17 protein-coding genes are annotated in these 26,115 nt (G+C 38.8%); 15 read left to right on the top strand and 2 right to left on the bottom strand.

Annotated elements, in window-relative coordinates; translation table 11 throughout:
- Window positions 1-2: 2 nt before the first annotated feature.
- Window positions 3-2,054 (bottom strand): ATP-dependent DNA helicase RecG, encoded by a 2,052-nt coding sequence (gene recG, locus ACPF7B_RS06890; RefSeq protein ID WP_490505086.1) that lies wholly within the window; start codon window positions 2,052-2,054, stop codon window positions 3-5.
- Between the two features lie 564 nt (window positions 2,055-2,618).
- Here recG and nhaC point away from each other — a divergent pair.
- The 5 genes from nhaC (at window position 2,619) to ACPF7B_RS06865 (ending at window position 9,703) form a co-directional block, all read left to right on the top strand.
- Complete coding sequence (nhaC, locus tag ACPF7B_RS06885) at window positions 2,619-4,136, top strand: Na+/H+ antiporter NhaC (protein WP_490505085.1); 1,518 nt, start codon at window positions 2,619-2,621, stop codon at window positions 4,134-4,136.
- A 163-nt stretch (window positions 4,137-4,299) separates the two neighbouring features.
- Window positions 4,300-5,649, top strand: a complete 1,350-nt coding sequence (locus ACPF7B_RS06880) for a putrescine aminotransferase (protein ID WP_490505084.1) — start codon at window positions 4,300-4,302, stop codon at window positions 5,647-5,649.
- 76 nt (window positions 5,650-5,725) lie between these two features.
- Window positions 5,726-7,204 (top strand): aldehyde dehydrogenase family protein, encoded by a 1,479-nt coding sequence (locus tag ACPF7B_RS06875; protein ID WP_490505083.1) that lies wholly within the window; start codon window positions 5,726-5,728, stop codon window positions 7,202-7,204.
- 168 nt (window positions 7,205-7,372) lie between these two features.
- A complete protein-coding gene (gene aguB / locus ACPF7B_RS06870; protein WP_490505082.1) occupies window positions 7,373-8,242 on the top strand; it encodes an N-carbamoylputrescine amidase in 870 nt (289 codons plus the stop codon).
- Between the two features lie 87 nt (window positions 8,243-8,329).
- Window positions 8,330-9,703 carry an APC family permease gene (locus ACPF7B_RS06865; RefSeq protein WP_490505081.1) on the top strand — a complete coding sequence of 458 codons (1,374 nt, stop codon included), beginning with the start codon at window positions 8,330-8,332 and terminating at the stop codon, window positions 9,701-9,703.
- Window positions 9,704-9,779: 76 nt separating this feature from the next.
- Here the strand turns inward: ACPF7B_RS06865 and ACPF7B_RS06860 are convergent, their stop codons facing one another.
- Window positions 9,780-11,168 (bottom strand): NAD-dependent succinate-semialdehyde dehydrogenase, encoded by a 1,389-nt coding sequence (locus ACPF7B_RS06860; protein ID WP_490505080.1) that lies wholly within the window; start codon window positions 11,166-11,168, stop codon window positions 9,780-9,782.
- 301 nt (window positions 11,169-11,469) lie between these two features.
- Here ACPF7B_RS06860 and ACPF7B_RS06855 point away from each other — a divergent pair, with 301 nt between their 5' ends.
- The 10 genes from ACPF7B_RS06855 to ACPF7B_RS06810 all read left to right on the top strand — a co-directional run bounded on the left by ACPF7B_RS06855 (window position 11,470) and on the right by ACPF7B_RS06810 (window position 26,093).
- Window positions 11,470-12,153 (top strand): ankyrin repeat domain-containing protein, encoded by a 684-nt coding sequence (locus ACPF7B_RS06855; protein ID WP_490505079.1) that lies wholly within the window; start codon window positions 11,470-11,472, stop codon window positions 12,151-12,153.
- Between the two features lie 152 nt (window positions 12,154-12,305).
- Window positions 12,306-15,776, top strand: coding sequence for a YadA-like family protein (locus ACPF7B_RS06850; protein WP_490505078.1), 3,471 nt, complete (start codon window positions 12,306-12,308; stop codon window positions 15,774-15,776).
- Between the two features lie 138 nt (window positions 15,777-15,914).
- Entirely contained in the window at window positions 15,915-16,799 is an 885-nt protein-coding gene (gene ypfJ / locus ACPF7B_RS06845) for a KPN_02809 family neutral zinc metallopeptidase (protein WP_490505077.1), read from the top strand.
- 219 nt (window positions 16,800-17,018) lie between these two features.
- A complete protein-coding gene (locus tag ACPF7B_RS06840; RefSeq protein WP_490505076.1) occupies window positions 17,019-17,723 on the top strand; it encodes a sugar dehydrogenase complex small subunit in 705 nt (234 codons plus the stop codon).
- 1 nt (window position 17,724) lies between these two features.
- Window positions 17,725-19,314 (top strand): GMC family oxidoreductase, encoded by a 1,590-nt coding sequence (locus tag ACPF7B_RS06835; RefSeq protein WP_490505075.1) that lies wholly within the window; start codon window positions 17,725-17,727, stop codon window positions 19,312-19,314.
- Between the two features lies 1 nt (window position 19,315).
- The gene (locus tag ACPF7B_RS06830; protein WP_490505074.1) at window positions 19,316-20,695 is read left to right on the top strand and encodes a c-type cytochrome; all 1,380 of its coding nucleotides are present in this window, start codon (window positions 19,316-19,318) and stop codon (window positions 20,693-20,695) included.
- 135 nt (window positions 20,696-20,830) lie between these two features.
- Window positions 20,831-21,805, top strand: coding sequence for an octaprenyl diphosphate synthase (gene ispB, locus ACPF7B_RS06825; RefSeq protein ID WP_490505073.1), 975 nt, complete (start codon window positions 20,831-20,833; stop codon window positions 21,803-21,805).
- A 115-nt stretch (window positions 21,806-21,920) separates the two neighbouring features.
- On the top strand, window positions 21,921-22,973 hold the full coding sequence (locus tag ACPF7B_RS06820) for a double zinc ribbon domain-containing protein (protein WP_490505072.1): 1,053 nt from the start codon (window positions 21,921-21,923) through the stop codon (window positions 22,971-22,973).
- 192 nt (window positions 22,974-23,165) lie between these two features.
- Window positions 23,166-24,293 carry a calcium:cation antiporter family protein gene (locus ACPF7B_RS06815; protein ID WP_490505071.1) on the top strand — a complete coding sequence of 376 codons (1,128 nt, stop codon included), beginning with the start codon at window positions 23,166-23,168 and terminating at the stop codon, window positions 24,291-24,293.
- Between the two features lie 549 nt (window positions 24,294-24,842).
- Window positions 24,843-26,093: an aromatic amino acid transport family protein gene (locus tag ACPF7B_RS06810; protein ID WP_490505070.1), complete on the top strand. Its 1,251-nt coding sequence runs from the start codon at window positions 24,843-24,845 to the stop codon at window positions 26,091-26,093.
- The last annotated feature ends 22 nt before the right edge of the window (window positions 26,094-26,115 follow it).

Here is a 26,115-nt window from a genome sequence, read left to right as displayed (position 1 = left end):
GATTAAGACCACACAAATTCTTCACTCTCGCCGATCCACCGATCAATAATTTTCTGGCTCAATTCCGGATTTTCGATGGTTTTATTAGCGATGTCAGTCGCGCGTTCAATAAGGTGTTGATGATGAAATAGATCTGCCATTCTAAAGCGGAATTCACCGGTTTGGCGCGTACCAAAAATATCACCAGCACCCCGCAGTTCAAAATCTTTCTCTGCAATTTCAAAACCATTATTAGTCGCTTGCATAATCTCCAAGCGCTCGCGCGTCATATGAGAAAGGGGCGGTGAGTATATTAAGAGGCAGAAAGAAGCTTTTGATCCCCGTCCAACACGTCCGCGCAATTGATGTAATTGTGATAAGCCAAGACGCTCGGCATTTTCAATAATCATGATGGAAGCGTTGGGAACATCAACGCCGACTTCAATCACCGTTGTCGCGACTAATATATCGAGATTATGCGCTTTAAATTCCGCCATAATGGCCTCTTTTTCGGCTGCTTTTAGTCGCCCATGAATCAGCCCAATACGTAAATGGGGCAGACGCTTACAGAGATCTTCATAGGTAATTTCTGCCGCTTTTGCCGGCACAACTTCCGATTCCTCAATCAGAGTACAAACCCAATAGACTTGGGTGCCTTCTTGGCATTGGAGATTAATCCGTTCAATCACTTTATCACGGTTTTTATCACTGACTACTGTTGTCGTGATTGGAATACGATTGGGAGGATATTCATCAATCACGGAACTCGATAGATCAGCATAGAGTGTCATTGCAAGTGTGCGAGGAATGGGGGTTGCGGTCATCATCAGTTGATGTGGTGTAAAACCTGCCGGCGCTTTCTTTTGGAGTGTTAGGCGCTGTTCAACGCCAAAACGGTGCTGCTCATCAATAATGACTAAATTGAGTGATTGGTATTCAACGCTTTCTTGAAATACGGCATGAGTACCAATAATAATAGAGACCTCGCCGGTGCGTATCTTCGCTTGTGCTTCGCGTTTCTGCTTTTCGGTAAGTTTGCCGGTTAAGAGTAGTGAACGGATTCCGAGTGGTTCAAACCAGCGTTGGAGATTAATCGCATGTTGCTCTGCAAGAAGTTCGGTCGGGGCCATGAATACTGCCTGGAAACCTGCTTTTGCTGCATGAATCAGCGCTGCTGCTGCTACCACAGTCTTTCCCGATCCGACATCTCCCTGCACCAAACGCATCATGGGTGATTGTGATTGAAGATCGTTTTCAATCTCGCTAATCACGCGATTTTGGGCATTAGTGAGTGTAAAAGGAAGGCTTTCGCGAAATTTGGTAATAGCCCTAGGGTCAAGATGAATGGGCTGAGCATGTTCTGTTTTAAAACGTGCTCGAGAGAGTTTAAGCGCTAATTGGTGTGCGACGATTTCTTCGAGGGCGAGCGTTTCTTGTACGGGATAATGCTTCTGTTCAAGGCGTTCAATATTGACATCTGTCGGTGGCTTATGCAGAAAGTAGAGAGCATCTTTAAGATTGACAGAAGGATCTTCTAAATAGGCAGGGAAATATTCATCTTTTAACTCGTTGAGGAGATTGTCGATAAATCCTTGCATTTGGCGCTGGGTAATGCCGGCAGTGAGCGAATAGATGGGAGTCATTCGTTCTTCAAGCTCGGCATGTTGATCAGCAAAATTAAGAACCTCCGGATGACTCATTTCAAGACGATTTAAGCCATAGCGCACCTCTCCATAGCAACGAAGTGTTTTCAGCGCATCGAAGCGCTTAATCATATTGGTATAGAAGTTAAAAAATCGTACCGCAATCACGCCAGAATCATCTTTTAACCAAACAACTAACGTCGGTTTACGACCTTTAGTCATCTCTTTTTTAAAGATTTCTCCTTCAATAATCGCAATCTGAGAAGGTTGAAGCGCCGCAATTGGTGTGATGCGTGTCCTATCCTGATAACGAAAAGGCAAATGGAAAAGGAGATCAAGATAGTTCTTAATCCCAATTTTCTCTAAGGTCTCCGCCATCTTCGGGCCTACGCCTTTCAATTTCGTAATCGGACGATTCTTTAAAGTTTCCACAAGAATATTGTTGCTCTTGAATTAAATAAGTAGTTCACCTAATTTTGCCATGTTTTATAAATATTGCGAAGAAAATCAATAATGGTGTACTAATCAAAAAATTGGTTTTGTTTTTTAACTAATGATTACTTTTAGAAAATAGAAGTTATAAATAAGTTTAATGAACAAACGAAAATATCTATTTTTATGAAAAAATTAGGGTAAAAAAGTTATTTTCAACCCTAATGTAGTTCCTTAATTTTGTATAATTAATGATCAAAACTTAAAGAGGGGATCTTAAAAAAGAGTGAACGACAAAGTAATTAGAAATCGCTAAACATCGAGAGGGAAACGATGTACCTCCTGATAGAAGTACAAATAGAGAGATAAAAAAGATACAAAATTCTTACCTTGCTTTAAAAATTAGGCTGTGAATATACTGAATTCACTCCCCCGAAAAAGATATGGAGAAAATCATTACAAACAATAAAGGGGCGGTAAAACCACAAATGCTACAAATAAAAAAATATAACAACGTAGCAAACAGAACGATAAAAATAACGGAATAACCAGAGGAGGATGCGCATGAGCTGTTGCGATAATGGTGAGTTGCGCAATGATGAAGTCTTTATTAAACGAGACAAACCATTGCCGAGCTTAAAAATTGCTTTAATTCCCATCATTTGCATGGTGATATTTCTATTTTTTGGAATATTTTGGTTCGGGGCCGAGCCCCATATCCCTATTTTGATGAGTGCAGTCGTTGCTGGCGGTGTTGCGCTTTATCTTGGTTATACATGGATTGAGATAGAGAAGGGAATTACGGCGGGTGTTGCGCTTTCTGTTCAGGCATTATTGATCCTAATTATTTTAGGGACATTGATCGCGACTTGGCTTGCAAGCGGTATCGTACCGACAATGATCTATTACGGTCTCAATATTCTTTCGCCAGAGTGGTTTTTACCACTTGCGGTAGTGATTACGAGCCTTGTTGCTTTGACAGCAGGTAATGCGTGGACGGCAGCAGGAACTATCGGAATCGCGGTAATGGGTGTGGGAATTGTACTGGGTTATAATCCTGCAATGGTGGCTGGGGCCGTTATTTCGGGCGCGTATTTTGGTGATAAAATCTCCCCACTGTCTGAAACGACCAATATGGCACCAGGCATTATCGGGGTTAATTTATTTGAACATATTCGTTACATGCTATATACCACTATTCCATCGTGGCTCTTAACCATTTTCCTCTTCTTTATTTTAGGAATATTTTTTAAAGCAGATGTTGGGAATGTATCGCAAATCACAGAATTACAGGTGCAATTAAAAGGTATTTTTACAATTACTCCTTGGCTAATTTTAGTGCCGGTATTTGTACTGGGATTGATTATGTTTAAAGTCCCAGCAATTCCGGGATTGATTATTGGATCGGTTCTTGGTGCTTTGGTCGCGTTAACCGTTCAAGGCGAGAGTATGAGCTCAATCCTCAATATGATGGTGGTAGGCTTTGAGAAGAAAACAGGTAACGAAATGATCGACTATCTCCTTAATAATGGGGGGATGGAAGCAATGATGCCAACAGTAAGTTTAGTCATGCTTGCGATGAGTTTAGGCGGAATTTTGGAGCTAACGGGCGCATTAGAGACCATCGTTAATCGCTTATTACGCTTTGCTCGTTCGACAGGGAGTTTGATTACTACGACGGTTATATCATCAATTACCGCCAATGTGATTGCTTGCGATCAGTATCTTTCGATTCTCCTGCCGGGAAGAATGTATGTGCAAGCGTACCAAGATCAAGGTTTAGAGTTAAAAAACCTCTCAAGAACGGTAGAAGATGCGGGAACAATGACATCATCGCTAGTGCCGTGGAATACTTGTGGGGCATTTATGGCAACCACATTGGGCGTTGCAACGATAGAGTATGCACCCTATGTCTTTATTGGTTTTATTAGCCCTATTGTGGCGATTATCTATGGATATACTGGCTTTAAGATTGCGAGAGTCCCTAAGAATGAACCTGAAGAAGTTCATTATCCCGATTCAGGTTCTGTCTTAATCGATGCTAATCCTGCACTAACTTCTGAACACGTGCGAAATACATAACAAGAAGAATTTTAGATTGAGATGTAAATTTACGATTTTTGTGTTGGAGCGGGAGTCATTGCTTCAGCATAGGAACTGCTGAAAAGCAGCAGAATAATAACAATAACGTTAATAACGACAATATATTTTGAATATTTTATTTTAAGGAAATGAGGAGACAACTATGAGTCATAATGCGGAAGTGAAGGCATATATTGAGAAGGTTTTAGGATTTATTGCGAAAGATTCACTCACCAAAGATGATGCAGCTTGGGTTACAAAAGAGACACTCGAAGGCTTTAGAGAGAATGTGAATCCTGGGTTCTTGGAGTATCGTAAAACTGTTACAGAAGATAAAGGTTTTGCGGCAGTCGAATGGTCTGATGGGGGTAATACTTTTACTGATGTAAATGGCAATACCTATATCGATTGCTTAGGTGGATACGGTATTTATAATGTTGGTCACCGGCATCCTAAAGTGGTAAAAGCTGTAACAGATCAATTAAAACATCAAGCACTTCATAGCCAAGATCTACTCGATCCGCTTCGTGCAATGCTCGCTAAAGCACTTGCAGCAATTGCGCCAGGTGACCTTAAATATTCTTTCTTCACAAACTCTGGTACTGAGAGTGTGGAAGCGGCATTAAAAATTGCAAAACTTTATGCGTATAAAAATGGTGGGGGTACAACTTTTATCTCAACCGTTGGCGCATTCCATGGTAAGAGTTTAGGATCCTTATCAGGAACAGCGCGTGGAGCATTCCGTAAGCCATTTATGCCACTTTCCCCTGGTTTTAGACATGTGATCTATGGTGACATAGAGATGATGCGTAAAACATTTGAAGCGTGTGCAGCGGTGCAAGAGAATGTTGCAGTGGTTATTTTGGAGCCGATTCAAGGTGAAGGTGGGATTATTATTCCACCAAAAGGTTATCTCAAACAGGTTCGTGAGCTTTGTGATGAGTATGGTGCAATCTTAATTTTTGATGAAGTTCAAACAGGTATGGGACGTGCAGGTGCAATGTTCGCATGTGAACTTGATGGTGTAACACCTGATATTATGTGTCTTGCAAAAGCATTTGGTGGTGGCGTTATGCCAATTGGTGCCGTAATCGCTTCAGAAAAAATATTTGAGCCAATGTTTGAAAACCCATTTATGCACACAACGACTTTTGGAGGTAATCCATTAGCCTGTGCGGCAGCACTTGCAACGATTGATGTACTTTTAGAAGAAAAACTTCCACAACGAGCAGCAGAAGTGGGTGAGTATTTCTTAAAAGGCTTGAAAGAGGTGGCAAAAGGTCATGAAGATAAGGTGATGGAAATTCGGGGGCAAGGCTTGATGATTGGTATCGAATTTCATAAAGATGAGATCGGTTATGAAGCATCAAAAGGAATCTTCCAACGAGGAATCGTTGTGGCAGGAACATTAATCAATTCGAAAACAATTCGTATTGAACCACCATTAACGATTACCTATGAAGAAGTAGACTATGTTATTAAATCGTTTAAAGAAGTGTTAGAGAGTCTATAAAAATAATAATGAATAGAGAGAGGTTAAATCAGTTAAGCTTTAGCCCTCTCGTATTTAGCGCTTTAAAGGAGTTTATATGGTACGAAAGTTAAAGAATTATATTGATGGTCAGTGGGTAAATCCTGATTCAAAAGTTGAGAATGTTGTGATTGATCCCGCAACGCAAGATGTGATTGGAAAAGGTTATCACTCTTCAAAAGAACAAACTGAAGAAGCGATTGCGGTTGCACGTCGTGTTTTTGAAAGTGGTGTATGGTCTGATAAATCACCTAAAGAGCGTGCATCGGTTCTCTATCAGATTGCTGATAAAATCGATGAGAGAGCAGATGAACTTGCGAAGCTCGATTCACTTGATAATGGAAAAGTGCTCGCGGAAGCGCAAGGCGATGTAGGTGATGCTGCGGCAGCATTCCGCTACTATGCAGGATTAATTCAAGGACCCCAAGGGGAAGTTATTAATGCCTCGAGTGATTATCAATCAATGATCGTGCGTGAGCCAATCGGCGTCGCAGGATTGATTGTTCCTTGGAATTATCCACTTTTAATGAGTGTTTGGAAAATTGCGCCGGCATTAGCTGCGGGAAATACATTTGTATTTAAACCTGCTGAGATTACACCATTATCATCGATGGTACTTTTCCAAATTTTTGATGAAATTGAGGATTTGCCGAAAGGTGTTGCAAATCTTGTAATGGGTGAAGGCGCAGTGGTTGGACAAACAATCGCCGAAAGCCATGAGGTTGATATTGTCTCCTTTACGGGCAGTACTGGTGTCGGTAAGAAGATCATGCAAGCAGCAACAGGGAATTTAAAACGTATCTCGCTTGAGCTTGGTGGAAAATCACCTAATATCATTTTTGCGGATACAGATCTAGATTTAGCCGTAGATTATGGCCTTTTTGGCATCTTCTACGGTACAGGGCAAGTCTGTTCAGCAGGAAGTCGAATTCTAGTAGAAGAGTCGATCTATGATGATTATATTAAGCTTCTTGCACAAAAAGCAGAGAAGATTAAAGTCGGTCCTGGACTTGATCCAACTTCTAATATGGGGCCACTTGTCAGTGAACAGCAGATGAATCGTGTACTTGAATATATCGAAATCGGTAAAAAAGAGGGCGCACGCATATTAACAGGTGGTAAGCGCGTGACAGATGGTGAGCTTGGAAAAGGCTTCTTTATTGCACCGACAATCTTTGTTGATGTGAAAAATGATATGCGAATCGTACAAGAAGAGATCTTCGGGCCTGTTGTGGTTGTGCAGAAGTTTAAGACCGAAGAGGAAGCAATTGAACTTGCAAACTCTACAAATTATGGTCTTGCAGGTGCGGTATTCTCGAAAGATGGTTCTCGAGCAATGCGCGTGATTAAGAAGCTACGCTCAGGTATTACTTGGATTAATGATTATCACCCAACATTTAATGAGGCACCTTGGGGAGGATATAAACAGAGTGGGATTGGTCATAGCTTAGGAACATACGGTTTAGACGAGTTCCAAGAAGTGAAACAGATTAACGTGCGTTTAAATCCTGAATCGCCAGGTTGGTTTCCACAATAATGAAAATTTTTTTCTAACATAGAATCGCTTTTGCGATTCGATAATAGAGGAGAAAACTAGCAAAATTTTTTGCTAGTTTTTTTTGCCCTTATAAAAGGCGTTAAATTAGCTATTTTAAGCTTATGTATCATATACAACGTAATAATAACAATACTATAAGGAGGCGTTATGAACGTTAAAGTTGCAGTGGTTCAAATGCAGATGAGTTGGGATATTGAAGAGAATATTGTAAAAGCAGAAAACTTTGTACGAGCAGCTGCTTCACAAGGAGCGAATATTATTCTCCTACCGGAGTTTTTTCAATCACCCTATTTTATGCAGGTACAAAACTATGATTATTTTGCATTAGCGCAAGATGTTGAAGATAGTAGTTATATCAGACAATTTCAGTTGGTTGCAGCAGAATTAAATGTCGTAATACCTATTAGCTTTTTTGAAAAAGCGGGTAATGTCTTTTTTAACTCGCTTGTGGTCATTAACAATGATGGTTCGATTGTTGACCTTTACCGTAAAACACATATTCCAGATGGTCATTGTTATCAGGAAAAATTCTATTTTTCACCAGGGGATACGGGCTTTAAAGTCTTTAAAACAGGATTTGGCAATATTGGTGTTGGTATTTGTTGGGATCAATGGTTTCCTGAAACTGCCCGTTCACTTGCATTGATGGGAGCAGAGATTTTATTGTATCCAACAGCTATCGGCAATGAGCCTGTTCTAGCACATGATTCTAAAAACCATTGGCAAAATGTCATGCTTGGACATGCAGCGGCTAATATTATGCCGGTATTAGCGGCAAATAGAATCGGTACCGAGATTGAAGCTAATGAAAACTCTTCTATGACTTTTTATGGCTCGAGTTTTATTGGCAATGAGGAAGGCATGCGTATTGAGGAGTTAGATCGGGATTCTGAAGGCATCGCTATGGCAAGTTTTGATTTGGCAAAAATCGCACTTAAAAGGCAACATTGGGGTATTTTTAGAGATCGACGCCCTGAAATGTATGAGGCTATTAACTTTATGGATTATCGAACTTAAGCTCTTTTAACTGTTTATAAATATTTTGATGATAAAGCGTTATAACAATAAAAATATCATCAAGATAACAACCTGGAGGATTTTAATATGACAAAAAAAGGAAATATACTACCGGCGCAAGAGTATTTACCACGGACCTTATCGCTTTGGTCTGTGGTACTTTTTGGATTAGCTTTTATGGCACTGACAACCGTTTTTAGCACATTTGGAATTGCTTCAGAGCTTTCAGTGGGAATGATAACGGGCGCGTATATTGTTGCATTAATTGTGATGTTATTTACTGCTTACAGTTATGGTGTCATGGCGAGGCGATATCCTGTCGCGGGTTCAGCTTATAGTTATGTTCAACGAGCAATTAATCCAAGCTCAGGATTTCTTGTAGGATGGGCTATTATGATGGATTACCTTTTTATCCCAATGGTTAATTTTATGCTATTTGGTATATTTTTCCATGATGCTTTTCCTATGGTGCCTCAGTGGCTTTTTATTGTGGTGCTTATTGTGCTCGTCACTGGTATTAATCTCATTGGGATAAAACTTGCATTAACGGTAAATTTAGTCATTGTGCTGGCATCGATTCTATTTGCGATCATCTTTTCTTTATTAGCACTTTATACAATTGTCGGAGGACAGACTGGTCAAACGCTTCTTTCTTTAGAACCCATTATTCACTTTGATGAAGAAAATCCTTGGAAATATATTATTGCAGGAGCATCGTTACTCTGTTTTTCATTTTTAGGGTTCGATGCTGTTACAACCTTTTCTGAAGAGGTGAAAAACCCTCAAAAGATTATTCCTCGGGCCATTTTTATGGCAACTTTAATAGGAGGCACTCTATTTATTATTGTCTCTTATGTGGCTCATCAAGCATGGCCAGATTATACACTCTTTACAGATCTCGATTCAGCAGCGGCAGATGTGATTCGATTAGTGGGTGGAAGCGTCTTGCATGCGACATTTTTAACAATATTTGCATTAAGTATTTTGGGATCCGCTATATCAGCTCAGGCAAGTGGTGCACGAATTCTCTTCGCAATGGGACGAGATGGACAGTTGCCTAAGCGTTTTTTTGGGCATCTACACCCGAAATATAAAACGCCAGTATTTAATATTTTTTTAATTGGTATTATCTCATTATTGGCGATTGTGTTAAGTTTGGGACTTATTGCGTCATTTATTAATTTTGGTGCATTTATTGCATTTATTATGGTGAATATCGCGGTTCTTTTTCTCTATTTTAAAGAGAAAAAACAAGGGATTCGTCATTTTATAGCCCTATGTTTAATTCCTTTAATCGGTGCTCTTTTAGATATCTGGCTATTTATGAATCTTGATAGTTATTCACTGCTACTTGGTTCTATTTGGTTTGGAGTAGGAGTTGTTTATCTCTGTTTCTTAACGGGAGGATTTAAAAAGAGCGTACCTATTATGGAAAGTTTGATACTTGCTGAAGAGTCTTAAATACGATTAAGGGATAAAAAGCGGTTCACATTTGAAGTGAACCGCTTTTTGTATAATCAATGGAGATAAAAATGGTTTAAATATTTCCAATAGAGAGATACTTAGTCTCAAGATATGGTTCGATCCCCTCAGTTCCACCTTCGCTACCGATACCGCTCTCTTTCATACCACCAAATGGTGCTTGTGCGGTACTTGGTAAACCATCATTCCAACCAAGAATTCCAAAATCGAGATTTTCTTGGAAGAAAATACCTGTTTTATAATTATTCGTGAAGAAATATGCTGCCAATCCAAAAGGCGTACTATTTGCAATTTCAACTGCTTCTTCAACTGTTTTGAAAGGAACAATCGGTGCCACAGGCCCAAAAGTCTCTTCTTGCATAATATCCATATCGAGCGTGACATTACCAAGCACGGTAGGGTTTACAAAATAAAAACCTTTTTCGTCGCTATGGGTTGTACCACCTGCTAAAACGGTTGCTCCTTTTGCTTTTGCATCTTCAATTTGTGCAACGATCTTGTCGAAACCTTTCTTATTAATTACAGGTCCAACTTCAACGCCAGCTTCCATTCCATTACCGACTTTGAGCGCTTTTGCTGCGGCTGCAAATTTTTCACTAAATTCTGCAATGACGGATTCATGTACGAGGAAACGGTTAGCACAGACACAGGTTTGTCCAGCATTACGGAATTTTGAAGCAAGTGCTTGAGTGACTGCATAGTCAATATCAGCATCTTCACAAACAATAAAAGGCGCATGGCCACCGAGTTCCATCGATACGCCTTTAACGGTTTCAGCACTTTGCTGAATTAAGAGCTTTCCAACGGGTGTAGAGCCTGTAAAAGTAATCTTGCGAACATATGGACTGCTAGTGAAAAGTGGACCAATTTCAGACCCTTTACCATTGACAATTTGCACAACATCCTTGGGAATCCCTGCTTCATGAGCGAGTTCTACAAGACGAATCATCGTTAAGGGTGTATCTTCTGCGGGTTTTACAATAAATGTACAGCCAGCAGCTAATGCAGGGCCTGCTTTACGTGTCATCATTGCAGCAGGGAAATTCCAAGGGGTAATTGCGGCGACTAAGCCGATTCCTTGACGGGTGACCATTAGGCGCTTACTATTGGTTCCCGCAGGAATTGTCCGTCCGTAAAGGCGCTTCGCTTCCTCTGCAAACCATGTTAAATAACTAGCGGTATAGACAGCCTCACCACGTGATTCTGCTAACGGTTTACCATTTTCTTTGGTCATGATCTCAGCAAGCTCTTCTTTGTGCTCGAGAATTAATTCAGCCCAACGATTCAGTAGAGCAGCTCGCTCATAAGCGGTTGTTTTAGAAAATGTTTTAAATGCTTCAAAACCGGCCTTAATTTTTGTATTAACGCTTTCTGCATTATCTGCATTAATGGTTGTAATAACGTCACCTGTTGCAGGATTTGTGACAATAATTTTGTCGCTCATCTTTTATCTCCTTTAATGAATTATTATTTTAGTTCTTTATATATCTATACTTATGACAGATAAACTAGAATGGATTGTAAAAATTTCCTTTTACTTTCTCCATCATAAAAGAAAGGCGTTTAAAAAGGTAGCGATGAACAGCGGATTGAAGAGATATTTTTTTAATTAAAAGATATAAAACGAGCATTTCTTCGATTATATGCATGTTGCATGCAGCAAATTTTTTTATTCGATTTCTTGACTCAATTTTATCTTTTGAATGATATGTTGAGAGAAAGAGTCATTAGATGGAGGAATTTCAATGAAAGTAGTTCAATTAAAAAATTTCGTTAAAAATTTAGCATTAGTAAGTACTACCATATTAATTTTAGGGGGAATGATGAGTTTTGCTGATAATAGAGAATCGTTACATGAAGCGGTCGTCAAAGGAGATCTTCAAAAAGTTTCGGAACTTATAGAAAAAAAAGTGGATCTCGAGGTCAGAGATGCTAAAGCAAGAACAGCATTAATGATTGCAACACAAAAAAATAATCCAGAGATTGCTAAACGATTAATTGAGGCTGGGGCCAATGTGAACGCGAAAGATAATATCCAAGATACACCATATTTATTGGCGGGAGCTCAAGGATATAATGAAATTTTAAAAATGACGTTAGCTCATGGCGCAAATCTTAAAGATACCAATCGTTATGGCGGTACAACTATTATTCCAGCGGCAGAAAAGGGACATTTAGAAACTGTTAAAATTTTATTAGCTGCGGGTTTAGATCCCAATCATATTAACAATCTTGGTTGGACTGCATTATTAGAATCCGTTATTTTAGGTAATGGCTCACAATTATATGCTGATATTATTGAAACGCTTTTAGAAGGTGGTGCAGATCCTAATATTCCAGATAATAAAGGTGTTACAGCACTATCACATGCAAAAAATAGTGGTTATACAACGATTGTTGAAATCTTATCTCGTTATGGTGCGAAGTAAGTATTTGAAAGGCTTTTTCAGAAATTAAAGCCTTGAAATCTATTTTTAATCCTGAAAGTTATTAATAATTTTTTTATCTGTTAGTACAAATTACAGAAGCCTTCTACCTATATTTTTTATTTAACAATAAAAATAAGGATAGAAGGCACTGTATGAAACAACAATGGATTTTGGATAGATTTACGTTTAAAAAGGGGTTGTTCAGTATTGATACTTTTTTAAAGAAGTATCAAAAAACGATTTTAAGTATCACGCTTTTATCAGCGTTTGTTCAATCTCCTGTGAGAGGTATAGAACTATCAATAGAAAGATCATCAGATAAGATAGATAGGTCTCTTATACAGGTAAGAGAAGAAATTGAGAATGTAACTAATCCTATTGTTATTGGGAAAAATATTCGGACTTTTTCGGATGAACAGGTTGCTTTTAGCTCCAGATCTTTGGGAAATAAGACTAAGAAGTTACCATTGCTTCCTCAATTCAATTCTCTGGAGAGTGGTCCAATATATAATTATTGGGCAAAGCCTATCGATTTTAGAAGCATCATAAATGGTGTTAATTCTCTTTTGCAAACTAAAACTGCCATAGAAATAGGAAAGGATGCTAAAAGTAAGGGAAATTCAACCATAGCCCTTGGTGGCAGTGCATCTTCCAAAGGGAATGTTTCGATTAGTATCGGGGCATTTTCGCAAAGTGATTGGGATGGTATAGCCATTGGATATCAGTCTGAAGCATATGAAAATATGTTTGCAGTAGCAATTGGTCATCAGTCTAAGGCGAGTGGTAATCGATCCTTAGCTTTCGGTGCAGACGCTATTGCAAGTAAGCGGGGAGCTATATCACTTGGGGCAAATGCAACTGCAGAGGAGGAAGGATCAATAGCGCTTGGAGAAAATGCAACTGCAAAGGGGAATGGATCAATAGCGCTTGGTAGCAAATCAAACGCATCTAATAATAGTGTTGCGATTGGGGATAACTCAGAGGCTAAACAGCAGAATGTTGTGTCATTTGGCAACGCTCAATTAAAGCGAAAACTTGTGAATATAGAGAAAGGTTCGATTTCTAAGGATTCAACAGATGCAGTCAATGGAAGTCAGCTTTTTGATATTAACCAACAAGTCGAAAAAAATAGAGGAGCTATCACTATTAATCAACAGAATATTGCGATTAATCAGGATAATATTCGTAATATGGTGTTAATTTTAGGTGGAGACCATCATTACGATGAGAATGGGCGATTAGAATCGATACAATATACTTTCAAAGAAGGAAGCCATAAGAGTGTTGGTAATGCATTGTATGATCTTGACGGTCGTGTTGCGACAAGCACTGAAAATATCAAACAGTTAGGCGATGATGCTATTCAACTTAATAATCGAACTTCTGAAAACTCGCAGAATATTCAGAAACTTGAATTGACGACTCAAAAGAGTTTAAAAGGCATTGCCGAAGCTTTCGGAGGTGCAGCTTTCTTTGACCAGAATGGTCAATTACAAGATCTGAATTTTACAACGGCATTAGGCGTTAAAGATCGCGAGGTTTTGAGTGTTTATGAAGGTTTCGAGTATGTGGGCGGTCAATTGGCGGATCATGACAAGCGCATTACTAATAATCATGATGCAATCCTCAACCTTAAAAAAGGAACTTCCGGCATTGTGAAGCTTGATAGTGCAAGCAATTCGATCGTGATTGATAAGGAGCTCGCAGGCAGTGCTGATCGTTTTAATATTGCCGCTGATAATGCACAATCGCGGACTTTAACAGGCGTTGCGAACGGGATAGAATTTAATGACGCCGTGAATGTTGCTCAACTTTCCCCTATGGCAACTGCACTTGGCGGCGGCGCGAAAATTGATGAAAAGGGTAATTTTGTCGCTCCGCAATATAAGTTTTCCAATAATACTTTTACGACTATTGGGGATGCGTTAACGGATCTTGATCAGCGCACAGATAACAACAGCCAAGAAGTTGAATCAATCAATAATAAGGTCACTACTATCGATAATCGTGTAACTAATAATTATGAGACAATCGTGAAGATTCAAAATCAAAATAGCCAAAGCTTAAAAGGGATTGCCGAAGCATTTGGTGGTTCTGCTAATTTTAATGAAAATGGTCAATTGGAGAATGTAAATTTCACATTCGCATTAGGTGTTAAAGATCGCGAGGTTTTGAGTGTTTATGAAGGTTTCGAGTATGTGGGCGGTCAATTGGCGGATCATGACAAGCGCATTACTAGTAATCATGATGCAATCCTCAACCTTAAAAAAGGAACTGCCGGCATTGTGAAGCTCGATAGTGCAAGCAATTCGATCGTGATTGATAAGGAGCTCGCAGGCAGTGCTGATCGTTTTAATATTGCCGCTGATAATGCACAATTGCGGACTTTAACAGGCGTTGCGAACGGGATAGAATTTAATGACGCCGTGAATGTTGCTCAACTTGCCCCTATGGCAACTGCACTTGGCGGCGGCGCGAAAATTGATGAAAAGGGTAATTTTGTGTCTCCTAAGTTTAGTTTGGCTAATAAAACTTTCTTCACTGTTGGAGATGCGCTGTATGATTTGGATAATCGAGTCAATATTCATTCGAATGAAATCAATAACATTAATAATGAGCTCGCAACCATTGTTAAACAAGATAATGGATTATTAACGATTGTCGAAGATCAATTAGTGATTGATCATAATCGTGCAGATCATATTGAAAACTTTAATATTGCTACAAGCACGCAAACACGAAAATTGACAGGTGTTCGCGCCGGTGAAATATCGCAAAACTCCACCGATGCAATTAATGGCTCTCAATATTTTGTAACAAACAATAGTATTGCGAAAGCCTTTGGTGGAGGCGCCTATTTTGATGAGAAAGGTATCTTGATTGCGCCCGACTATATTATTGGCGGTGAATCCCGAGGTGGATTGCAAGATTCGTTTGATTTCCTTTTCAGAGAGATTAAAAATGTGGAAGATGCGCTTGCTCAGAAACCTGAGGAAGGTGGAAGTAATGGTGGAAATGGCGAAGGTAATGGGAGCAATGGTGGTGGAAACTCCGGCAATGGTTCTCATTCTTCCGGAGGATTGTTTGTGGTAGATGGCCATCAGATCATTGTCGATAAGGATAATGCCTCTGCCCAAAAAACAGACACTGTGAACATTGCGATTTTGAATAAAGATGGAACAATTGATGCAAACCGTAAATTAACAGGCGTTGCGAATGGGGAAATTAAAGAGGGCTCTCTCGATGCCGTGAATGGTGGGCAGCTTTGGGCTGTAACGCAAAATCTGCAAGATGATATTAAGGCGAATCAGCGAGAGATTATTAATATTAATAATACGTTGAATCATTATGGTAATCGACTTAATCATATTGAGAAAACAGTGCACCAAAACCGTAAGATTGCAAGTGCCGGTATTTCGGGCGCAATAGCAATGAGTTCAATTCCGTATACTGATTCTCCAAAGCATTCTTTCGGAATGGGTATCGGTACTTATGATGGGGAATCTGCTATTTCGATGGGATTAATCTTCAAGATTAATTCTGATACGCGTCTTAAAATTCAGGGGGCGTATGATACACAGAAAAAGCTCGGTCTTGGTGCAGGTTTCTCAATTGATTTTTAAGAGATTTTCACATTTATAGTAGCCAATAATTATTTTTATCGTTAAAAGCATCTATCATAAATAGGTGCTTTTTTATTACCACAAAAAACGGCATAATTAGCTCCATTAATGGTCATTAAATGAAAGTGAGAATTTACAATGCGTTGGGAAAATGAACGTCGTAGCCAAAATATTGAAGATCGTCGAGGTCAGAAAAGTCGTGGAAGGCTTTCTGGTGGGCGAGGTGGAATTCCCATTCCTCTAAAAGGTAAATCGGGCTTAGCGATTTTAGTCATTGTCTTAGCCGCAGGCTATTTTGGATTTGATTTAACCCCAATTTTGAATGGTCAATTACCGGCAATGGGTCAAACAACCGATGGAAAACCTTATACCCCGACTGCCGCAGAGCAAGAGATGGCAGATTTTACTTCTGTTGCACTTGCTAAAACAGAAGATCTTTGGAAAGCTCGCTTTCAGGAAAATGGGATGCGCTATCGTGAACCAACGTTAGTCATTTATAGTGGAAGCACTGGCACTGCATGTGGTTATGGGCAAGCTGCAATGGGGCCCTTTTACTGCCCAGCAGATGAGAAAGTGTATCTTGATTTGAGTTTTTATAATGATATGAAGCATAATCTCGGCGGTGGTGGTGATTTTGCTCAAGGTTACGTGATTGCACATGAAGTTGGGCATCATGTTCAAAATTTATTGGGAATCTCTACAAAAGTGCGTGAACAGCAGGCAAGAGTTGGTAAAGTGGAAGCGAATAAGTTATCTGTAAAAATGGAACTTCAAGCTGATTGTTTTGCCGGAATTTGGGGACGGTCGGTACAGAATCAAAATCTTTTAGACGCTGGCGATATTGAAAAAGCCATGAAAACTGCCGCTGCAATCGGTGATGACCGTCTGCAAAAGCAAGCTCGAGGTGTTGTTGTTCCTGATAGTTTCACGCATGGGAGTTCGAAAGATCGTCAAAAATGGTTTATGCGAGGCTTCAATACAGGTGATATGAGTGCTTGTAATACTTTTGCGGAGCATCATTAAGTATTTCAAAACGTTATAAAATGCTCTAAGTCACATTTAAGATAGGTGATTAATAATATTTATTTTCAAATAGTTTGGTCAACAAAAAATCATATTGTGTAAAATTTATAGTGTATTTCTATCTAAACTCAAATTTTATTAGATAAAATCTATTATTCTCATTCCTGTCATCATGCTAGATTCATATTTAAATTCAATAATTTAATATGGATATTCAGTATGTTAAGAAATAAGGTTGATTTACAAGATGGCTCCAAACGAAAGTTTTTACAAATGGGAGCCATGACATTGGCAATAGTAAGTTTAGGAGGAACAGCTGTTTTTTCTCAGGATTATAATCCTAAGTTGACGGATGAAAGCCAAAAACGCTTTTTATATATTAGCCAATTTTTAACAATGAAAGAGGACTTAGATATATCTATTGCAGATCGAGCACATCGTTTATTGCAATTGATTGATAGGGAGTTTGATGCCAAGCTTAACGAATTATATGCATCCATTATGCAATCTAAAACAAATGATATGGATGAGTTTCTCCCTCATGCCTTGAATCTTGATATCGACCAACAGGATTTTATTTTAGCGATTATTGCAACCTGGTACTTAGGGGTAACTGAAAATTTATTGGATGGACATCCAGGATTTGTGACGTTTACAAATGCGCTAATGTGGAGACCTGTTAAGGATGCGCTAAATTTACCAAGTTATTCTCACGCACGGCCTAATTATTGGAAGAATCCACCTGAATGGGTGAAAGTACCGCCGATGTTCTCTGGGATCGATCAGTGGGGCAATGGATTTCCACAATTTAATGTATCCGTTCCAGGCACAACAGATAGTGGTGAATTATTACGTTCGATGGATGAAATAGAAGAAGGATTAGCACAATTATTGATAAAAAAACCAGCAGGATTAGGAGCGTAATATGAGACAGGAATTTGATGCAGATGTAATTGTGGTAGGTTCAGGCGCATTAGGTGCGAATACAGCATATGAATTAGCAAAAGTAGGAAAATCAGTTATTATTTTGGAGGCTGGTAGCAATATTCCTCGTTGGAAGATTGTTGATAATTTCCGCAACTCTGCTGAGCAAGATGATTATAATGCGCCTTATCCAAATGAACCTTGGGCTCCTACGACTTATGATAAAAATTATATTACTAATACCGGGAGTTTTAAGTATAGTGCTGGAGCGTTAAAGATTGTTGGTGGTACTACTCGACACTGGACAGGGGCAACATGGCGATATCTTCCGAATGATATGAAGCTTCATTCTGTGTATGGTGTTGGAAGAGATTGGCCTATTGATTATGATGAGCTAGAACCGTACTATAGTCGCGCAGAAATTGCAGTGGGATCGTGTGGATCTGATGAAGAAGATCAAAGTGGTAAAGGCGGCGCGCCTTTTCCTTATCGTTCGGTTCCTTATCCTAATCCACCAGAAGAAAAAACTTATGCATTTAAGCGCTTACAAGCCCAAATAGCGCCTTTAGGTTATCGGGCGATTAATGAGCCTCATACAAGGTTAACACGAGCTTATGATGGCCGGCCTGCATGTGTGGGTAATAATAACTGTACACCAGTCTGCCCGATAGGAGCGATGTATCACGGAGATATTCATGTTGATAAAGCACTTAAAGAAGGTGCTAAATTAATTACGGATGCAGTCGTTCATAAGCTTGAAAAAGGTTCCGATGGTAAAATTAGCGCGGTCTATTATAAGGATCCTACTGGAAAAGATTATCGTTTAACTGCAAAATACTATGTATTGGCTGCTCATGCCTATGAAATTCCGCGAATTTTATTGATGTCGGATGTAGCAAATTCATCAGATATGGTGGGTAGAAATATTATGAATCATCCCGCAACAAATTTTATGTTTTTAGCGGATGAGGAATTGTGGTCTGGTCGAGGGTCTTGGCAGATTGGTAGTATTGTTAATTGGAGGGATGGTGAGCACCGTAAGAAGTTTTCAGCATTGAGACATATTATGTGGAACAATCAAACTGTTGCCATGAACACTAAGCGTATTTTAGGTGAAGGTACAGTAGGATCAGAGCTTGATAGTCGACTTCGAAATGAAATATCGCGATTCACAGTATTATCAACGATGCATGAGCAGTTACCTTACCCTAAGAATCGAATTACGTTAAACCCTCATAAAAAAGATTCTCTAGGATTACCATTAATTTCGATATTTAGTGAAGTTGACTATTATCTAAATGATTCTAAGCCATTAGCACATAACGATTATCTCAATATTGTTAGAGCAATGAATGGCAAAATTATAGATATTGATCAAGATTTTCAAAATTCAGATCACATTATGGGAACAACTATTATGGGTGAAAATCCCAGAGACTCCGTAGTCAATGGTGAATGTCGTACGCATGATCATGAGAATCTTTTTATTGTTTCGACAAGTGTTATTCCTGCTTCAGGTGTTATTAATCCAACATTAACAGGTATCGCTTTAGGCATTCGTACGGCAGATATTATCGCGAGAGAGGTATAATATGAAGATATTAAAAGTGGCTCTATCGGTCGTAATTTTGCTATTGCCTTATTCTCAAGCCGCGAAGATTGACGATCAAGGTGAGTATATAGCGCGTGCTAGTGACTGCGCGGCTTGTCATAATTCTCCTGATGGTACTCTTTATTCAGGAGGCGCGCCCATCGAAACGCCTATGGGGAATATTATTGCTCCCAATATCACTCCATCTAAAACTAGTGGGATAGGGAATTATAGCTTAGAAGAGTTTAGTAATGCAGTGCGGAATGGGATAAGAAAGGATGGAGCCCATCTTTATCCTGCAATGCCCTATAACAGTTACCACAATATGAGTGATGCAGATATTGAAAGTCTTTATCGCTATTTTATGTCAGAAGTCCCAGCCGTCGATACTCAAGCAACAAAGACAACGTTAAAGTTTCCATTTAATATTCGATCAGTAATGATTGTTTGGAATTTTCTTTATAGAGATGGCGTTAGTGGTACGATCTCTGACTCATCAAACCCTGTACTTGAAAGAGGAAGATATCTTGTTGATGTGATGGGACATTGTGGCGCATGCCATACGCCAAGAAATGCGTTAATGGCGGAAGATTCTTCTCAATATTTAGGGGGAGGTTCTGTTGAGGGTTGGAAGGCTCCTAATATCACCTCGAGCGTGCAAAGCGGTATTGGTGGTTGGAGTATTCAAGAATTGGCTGATTATTTTAAAGGTGATTATGTCATTGGAAAAGGTGGTGCCACAGGTCCTATGAATGAAGCCGTGATGAATTCATTACGATATTTAACAGAAACTGACCGGGTTGCTATTGCCACTTACTTAAAACAGGTACCAGCCATTAATCAGAGTGAGGAAAGTCGCCCGAGTTATAGTTATACTTCCTCAAAAACTGTTGATTTAAATGTTATAGAACGGGGAGGAATGATAGATGAAAAGATGCTAGCAAAATTTGATTCCACTGATGGCGCTATTTTATATAATGCTGTTTGTGCGAGTTGCCATGGCGTAAATGGTCAGGGTTTTGAAGATCATTTTTTCCCTTCTTTGACAAATAATTCAACAGTCGGTGATGATAATCCTGCAAATTTATTACAAATCATTATCAATGGAGTAGATAAAATACGAAGTGGTGAAGAGGTGATTATGCCTTCCGCAAGTGAGCAACAATTAACTCCCGCACAAATTGTGTCTATTGCGAATTATGTTCGAGTAAATTTTGGAAGGGGAGTGGCAGATATTACTATGGAGAACTACCAAGCTTTGTCTGAACCGATGGCCGTAAGTTTTTTGATAAAGCATGCTGCAAGTTTATTAATCATTGGTTTATTAGTAGGATTTCTTATTATTTTGGGAATTTTTAGCAAACTCTTTAGAAGAAAATAGATGAGGCAGAAAGTAAATTCTTAATTTCAATAATCTTTTAAACAACTCCTCCCTTTATTGTAATTTCCTTTATAATAGAGGGAGTTTTTATTTAATGACTTTTTCTATATTTGAGAAATTAAAGGTATCAATATAATGTCCATAGAAGCAGTACAAGCGCTCGCAAAAGATGATTTTTCCGCTGTTAATCAGAAAATTCTAGAGGCTTTACACTCAGATGTCGTTTTGATTAATCAAGTTGGGCAATATATTGTGTCATCGGGTGGGAAACGTTTGCGCCCATTAATCACCCTTTTAGCGGCAAGAGCTGCAGGCTATAAAGGTGAAGGACATATTACAGCAGCAACACTTGTGGAATTTATTCACACAGCAACATTACTACATGATGATGTCGTGGATCATTCAGATATGCGCCGCGGGCGTGAAACAGCGAATGAACTGTGGGGAAATGAAGCCGCGGTCCTAGTTGGTGACTTTATCTATACTCGCTCGTTTCAGATGATGGTAAGTCTTGATTCAATGCCAATTATGCGCATTCTCTCTAATGCGACGAATATTATCGCCGAAGGTGAGGTGATGCAGCTGATGAATATTGGTGATCCCGATACAACAGAAGCGAATTACATGAACGTCATCTACTCCAAAACAGCGAAGCTGTTTGAAGCGGCAGGCGCAGTTGCAGGGATTTTGACGCGAGAAGCGGGCGGTGAAGATTATGAAGAGGCACTGGCGACTTATGGCATGTATCTTGGAACTGCATTCCAATTGGTGGATGATATCTTAGACTACACGGCAACAGCAGCAGAGATGGGGAAAAATACTGGTGATGATCTTGCAGAAGGGAAACCTACATTGCCACTCATTTACGCAATGAGAGCCGGTACAGAAGAAGATGCGGCACTTATTAATGACGCATTAGTGAATGCTGATATTTCAAAGCTAGATACAATTTTGAAAATTATCGATCGTACAAAATCGCTCGATTATACACATCAAGAGGCTGTTAAACAAGCAGAAATGGCGATTGAAGCATTATCTCCGCTTCCAGATTCTCCTTATAAAGAAGCGTTGAAAACATTAGCAAATTATGCAGTTATCCGAAAATTTTAAATATGAGTAGATAGATAACTAGACTCATGAAGGATGGGATGCTTCCATCCTTTTTTGTGAAAGACGGTAAACTACTAATTGATTTAATTATTAACTTATTAAAAGGTGATCTTATATGGGGCAATCGAAGCGTCGTACGGAAAAGTGGTTTAACCGTTTATTGTGGATTATCGCTCTATTGTTTGCAGCATTTTTGATTGGTTTGGGGGGAAAGATTATTCAAGATCTCCCTTTGATGAGCGAGCCTTTAGTCTATGAGGATTTTAGAGATCAAGATGCATATGATAAAAACAATGAATCGATCGAAAATCTTCGCGTTAGTAGCGAAGATATCTATAATCAATATCAGCAATATACTGATCAACTGTCAATAGAACAAGCGGCTTATGATAGTGAAAAAGAATCATTTGAAAATTGGCTTAAAACACGTACAGCGACATTAAATCCTTCTCAAAATGCTGAGCTTATTGCGCGTACTGCTCGATTAGAAAAACTGCGGGAAGCTCTTTCGGTAACAGATAAACTTCGTTTAGAAGCTCAACAGAAGCGAAGTGCAATTGGTACCCAAATAATCGCGCTGCAAGAGAAAAATAGAGATATTAACACGATTGCAGAAGGGGAGTATTACAAAGCGGTTCAAAAGCAAAGTACTCAAGAATTTTTAATCCGCCTTTTAATGACATTGCCCTTAATTGTGATTGCTATTTGGCTCTTTGTAAGACGTCGTAAAGGTCCGTATTGGCCATTTACTTGGGGCTTTATCTTCTTCGCATTATTTGCGTTTTTCTTTGAATTGGTTCCATATCTTCCGAGTTACGGCGGATATGTCCGTTTTTCTGTGGGAATTTTGTTAACGATCGCAGGCGGGTATTACGCAATTCGAGGTTTTCAGAAATATCGTGAAAAACAACGAGTTGAAGAGAATGCGACAGAGGAAGAGCGTCGAAAAATGCTCAGTTATAATTTTGTATTGCAAAGACTTGATAAGTCTCTCTGCCCATCATGCGAACGGGGGATTAATTACCGGGATCCATCGATTGATTTCTGCCCTCATTGTGGCATTAATTTAGTAAAACGTTGTCCCTCTTGCCACATGAAGAAAAATGCGTTTTTGAATTACTGCCCAACCTGTGGGATGAAGGAAAAAAATCAAGTTCTCGACGAGTAGATAATCTGCTGAATATCACGTTAAGACATTATTAGACGTGGAAATTTTATGATAAAAAAAGTAAAATAAACAACAATAATGATAATTAATTGTTATCAATTGTCCAATTAATGACAAATTATGCCTCATTATACAGGTGTCGTGTTTTGATGAGTGCGGCGTTTTAATCATTTAAAATTAAAAGGAGTTCCAATGGGATTAATAGATGGACAGAAGTATAAAGGAACGCGGCATAAAGAGTATGCGGTTCTTGTTGCAATAGCTGTCGTGGCGTTTGACCTATTTTTTGGATCCACACATTCGACACTTTTCCTTGTTTTTATCAATATCGTTTCATTAATGGCTATTTTATATAGTGCCTTTAGTGTTGTTCGTCATGCGGATATCTTTGCGCATCGTCTAGGAGAACCGTATGGCTCATTGATTCTGAGCCTTTCAGTTGTCATTTTAGAAGTGAGTTTAATTACGGTAGTCATGTCATCAAGCTCAGGGCCAGGTCCTGATGGGATTGATCCTCATGCAACATTGATGCGCGATACGCTCTATTCATTGATTATGTTAGTAATCAGTGGCTTTGTTGGGGTTTCACTTTTAATCGGCGGTAAAAAATATAAAACTCAGCATGTAAACCTTGCTGGTGTTACGCAATATACAACAGCGATTATTCCATTAGTTTTAGTGGTATTAATTTTGCCGAGCTTTCTCGCTGGAGGGAGCTATACTAAAGGGCAACTAATTTTTGTTGCGCTACTCTCTGCGTCTTTATACGCGGTATTTTTAGTTATTCAAACTAAGACACATCAAAGTCTCTTCATTTATGACAATGAAGATGAAGATGAGAATCATAAAGGAATGCCATCACCTTATTCTAATACTTGGCATGCGATTTGGTTAGTTGTCCATTTAGTATCTGTTGTGGCAGTGACTAAAGTAGATTCAGCACCTTTAGAGTCTTTACTTACGAATCTCAATGCACCTAAAGCCCTAACGGGTCTTATTGTCGCTATTTTGATTTTTGCACCAGAAGGATTAGGTGCAATTCGTGCTGTTTTGAATAATAACCTTCAAAGAGCCGTCAATATCTATTTTGGTTCGGTATTAGCCACAATCTCTTTAACCGTTCCTGCGGTTGCTTTGATCTCACTCTTTACAGGCAGTCAGATTATTCTTGGTTTACCTGTAACGGATGTCGTCCTGCTTAGTGGCCTTTTTGTTCTATGTCAGGCAACCTTTGATAGTGGAAGAACAAACCAAGTAGATGGTGTTGCTCATTTAGTTATTTTCTTTGCTTATCTCATGTTGTTATTAGGAGGGAGTTAAAAGAGGAAATGACTTCCTGTGCTAATTAATAAATAGCGAGTCTTAAAACGTCTTAGAAAGATTTCTAAGACGTTTTTTTATAGGGGGAATTTAATTAAAGTTTATCTGTGTCATTAATATCAAACCTATTGGTTTCGCTAAATCATTTCTATGATAGACATTGGCTAATAGATCTATTGATAATTTTAGTAATTAGTCTTTCTAAGAGCGATTAATATCATTGATGATTCGATATAATCTACGGTTTTTTTCAGGGGACTGTTTTATATAAGTTGTTACTGTGAAATGGATCATTGGATCCATTATTAGCCTCTGATAAAAAGATAAAAGCGAAGAAGCAGTTCATACATATGTAACATAGACATGAAAAATACAGTTGGCTACATTGCTAGATAGTAGTAAATCCATAAAAAGAAAAATAATTAAAAGGGCTATGTAATTTCAATGACGCCTATGCTGATGAATTGCTGATTAAAGCATTATCCTCTTAAAAAATTTACTACTACATATTCCAATGAAAATAAAAAACTATCTGTAGGAGGTTAAGTTATGTCTATTAGTATAAAAGAGGACGTAGGAGATAAAATTGTAGAATCTGGTTTGGAAACGGCGAGATTTACTACTGTGGAGACGCTGGGTTATATAGTGGGCACAAATATTGGTGCGGGCGTTTTAGGTTTAGCTTTTGCTGCAAGAAAGGCTGGCTTTGTTCCGATGCTTATTAGTCTATCTGTGACATATATTATCTGTACAATTGCGATGTTATATGTTGCTGAGGTCTGTTTACGTACAAGAGGGAATCGGCAGTTAAGTGGTCTTACAGATCGTTATCTTGGTAAGATCGGTTCATGGATTGTTTTTTTAGGTATTGCAGGTAGTTGTTATGGCGCATTAATTGCTTATATTGCAGGCAGTGGTGATATCTTACATGCCTTTTTTGGAGACCTAGGGCTAACCAGTCAGATGGGAAGTATTCTTTTTTTAATCCCTGCTATTTTGCCAATGTATATAGGATTTAAGGCGCTAGGGGTCGGTCAGAAAATAATCAGTACTGGGATGACAGCAGTCATCGTGCTCTTAATTATCGCTACACTATTTCATAATGATACGAATATTGATAACTTACTAGAATCTAATTGGGCTTACATTGTCCCTATATTTAACGTATCTGTTTTTATTTTAGCAGCGCAATTTCTCGTTCCGGAGATTGTTCGGGGTAATATGCATAAGCCCAAAGCGATCCCTAAACTCATTATAGTGGGTATGGGGCTTGTCTTATTAGTTGTTGTAATTATTCCTGCCTCGGTGATTGCACTGGTTGGTATTGATAATATCAAAGATGAAGTTGCAACATTAACTTGGGGTGGAAATCTGGGAGCTTGGGCATTTTATGCGGCAAGTATTTTTGCTCTCCTAGCATTATTAACATCCTATTGGGGAATGGGAGGTGCATTATTTAGTAATGTATTTGATCAATTTAAATTAGGATCAGAAAAGAATAAATTTAGAAGAGTTATTGCTTTGGCTATCGTATCTTTTCCGCCATTAATATTAACTTTTTTCGATAAAGCAAGTTTTGTAAATGCACTCTATTTTGCTGGGACAGTAGATGGTTTTGTAATGGGGATTATCCCGATATTTTTATTATACAAAGCACGAAAATATGGAGATCGCATACCTGAATATACGGCTGGGTTTATATCCAATATTTTTATGCAAATATTAATAGTTATGACGTTTATTATGGCTGGATTCTACGCTATTGCAGAATTATTTGGTTTTTTGCCAGCAAGTTGGTGATTACTGACTCGATTAAATAGTA

This window comes from Ignatzschineria sp. 22MB058224, assembly GCF_058188435.1.
The sequence above is the reverse complement of the archived record's forward strand: the minus strand, read 5'-3'. Positions and strand labels throughout refer to the sequence as shown.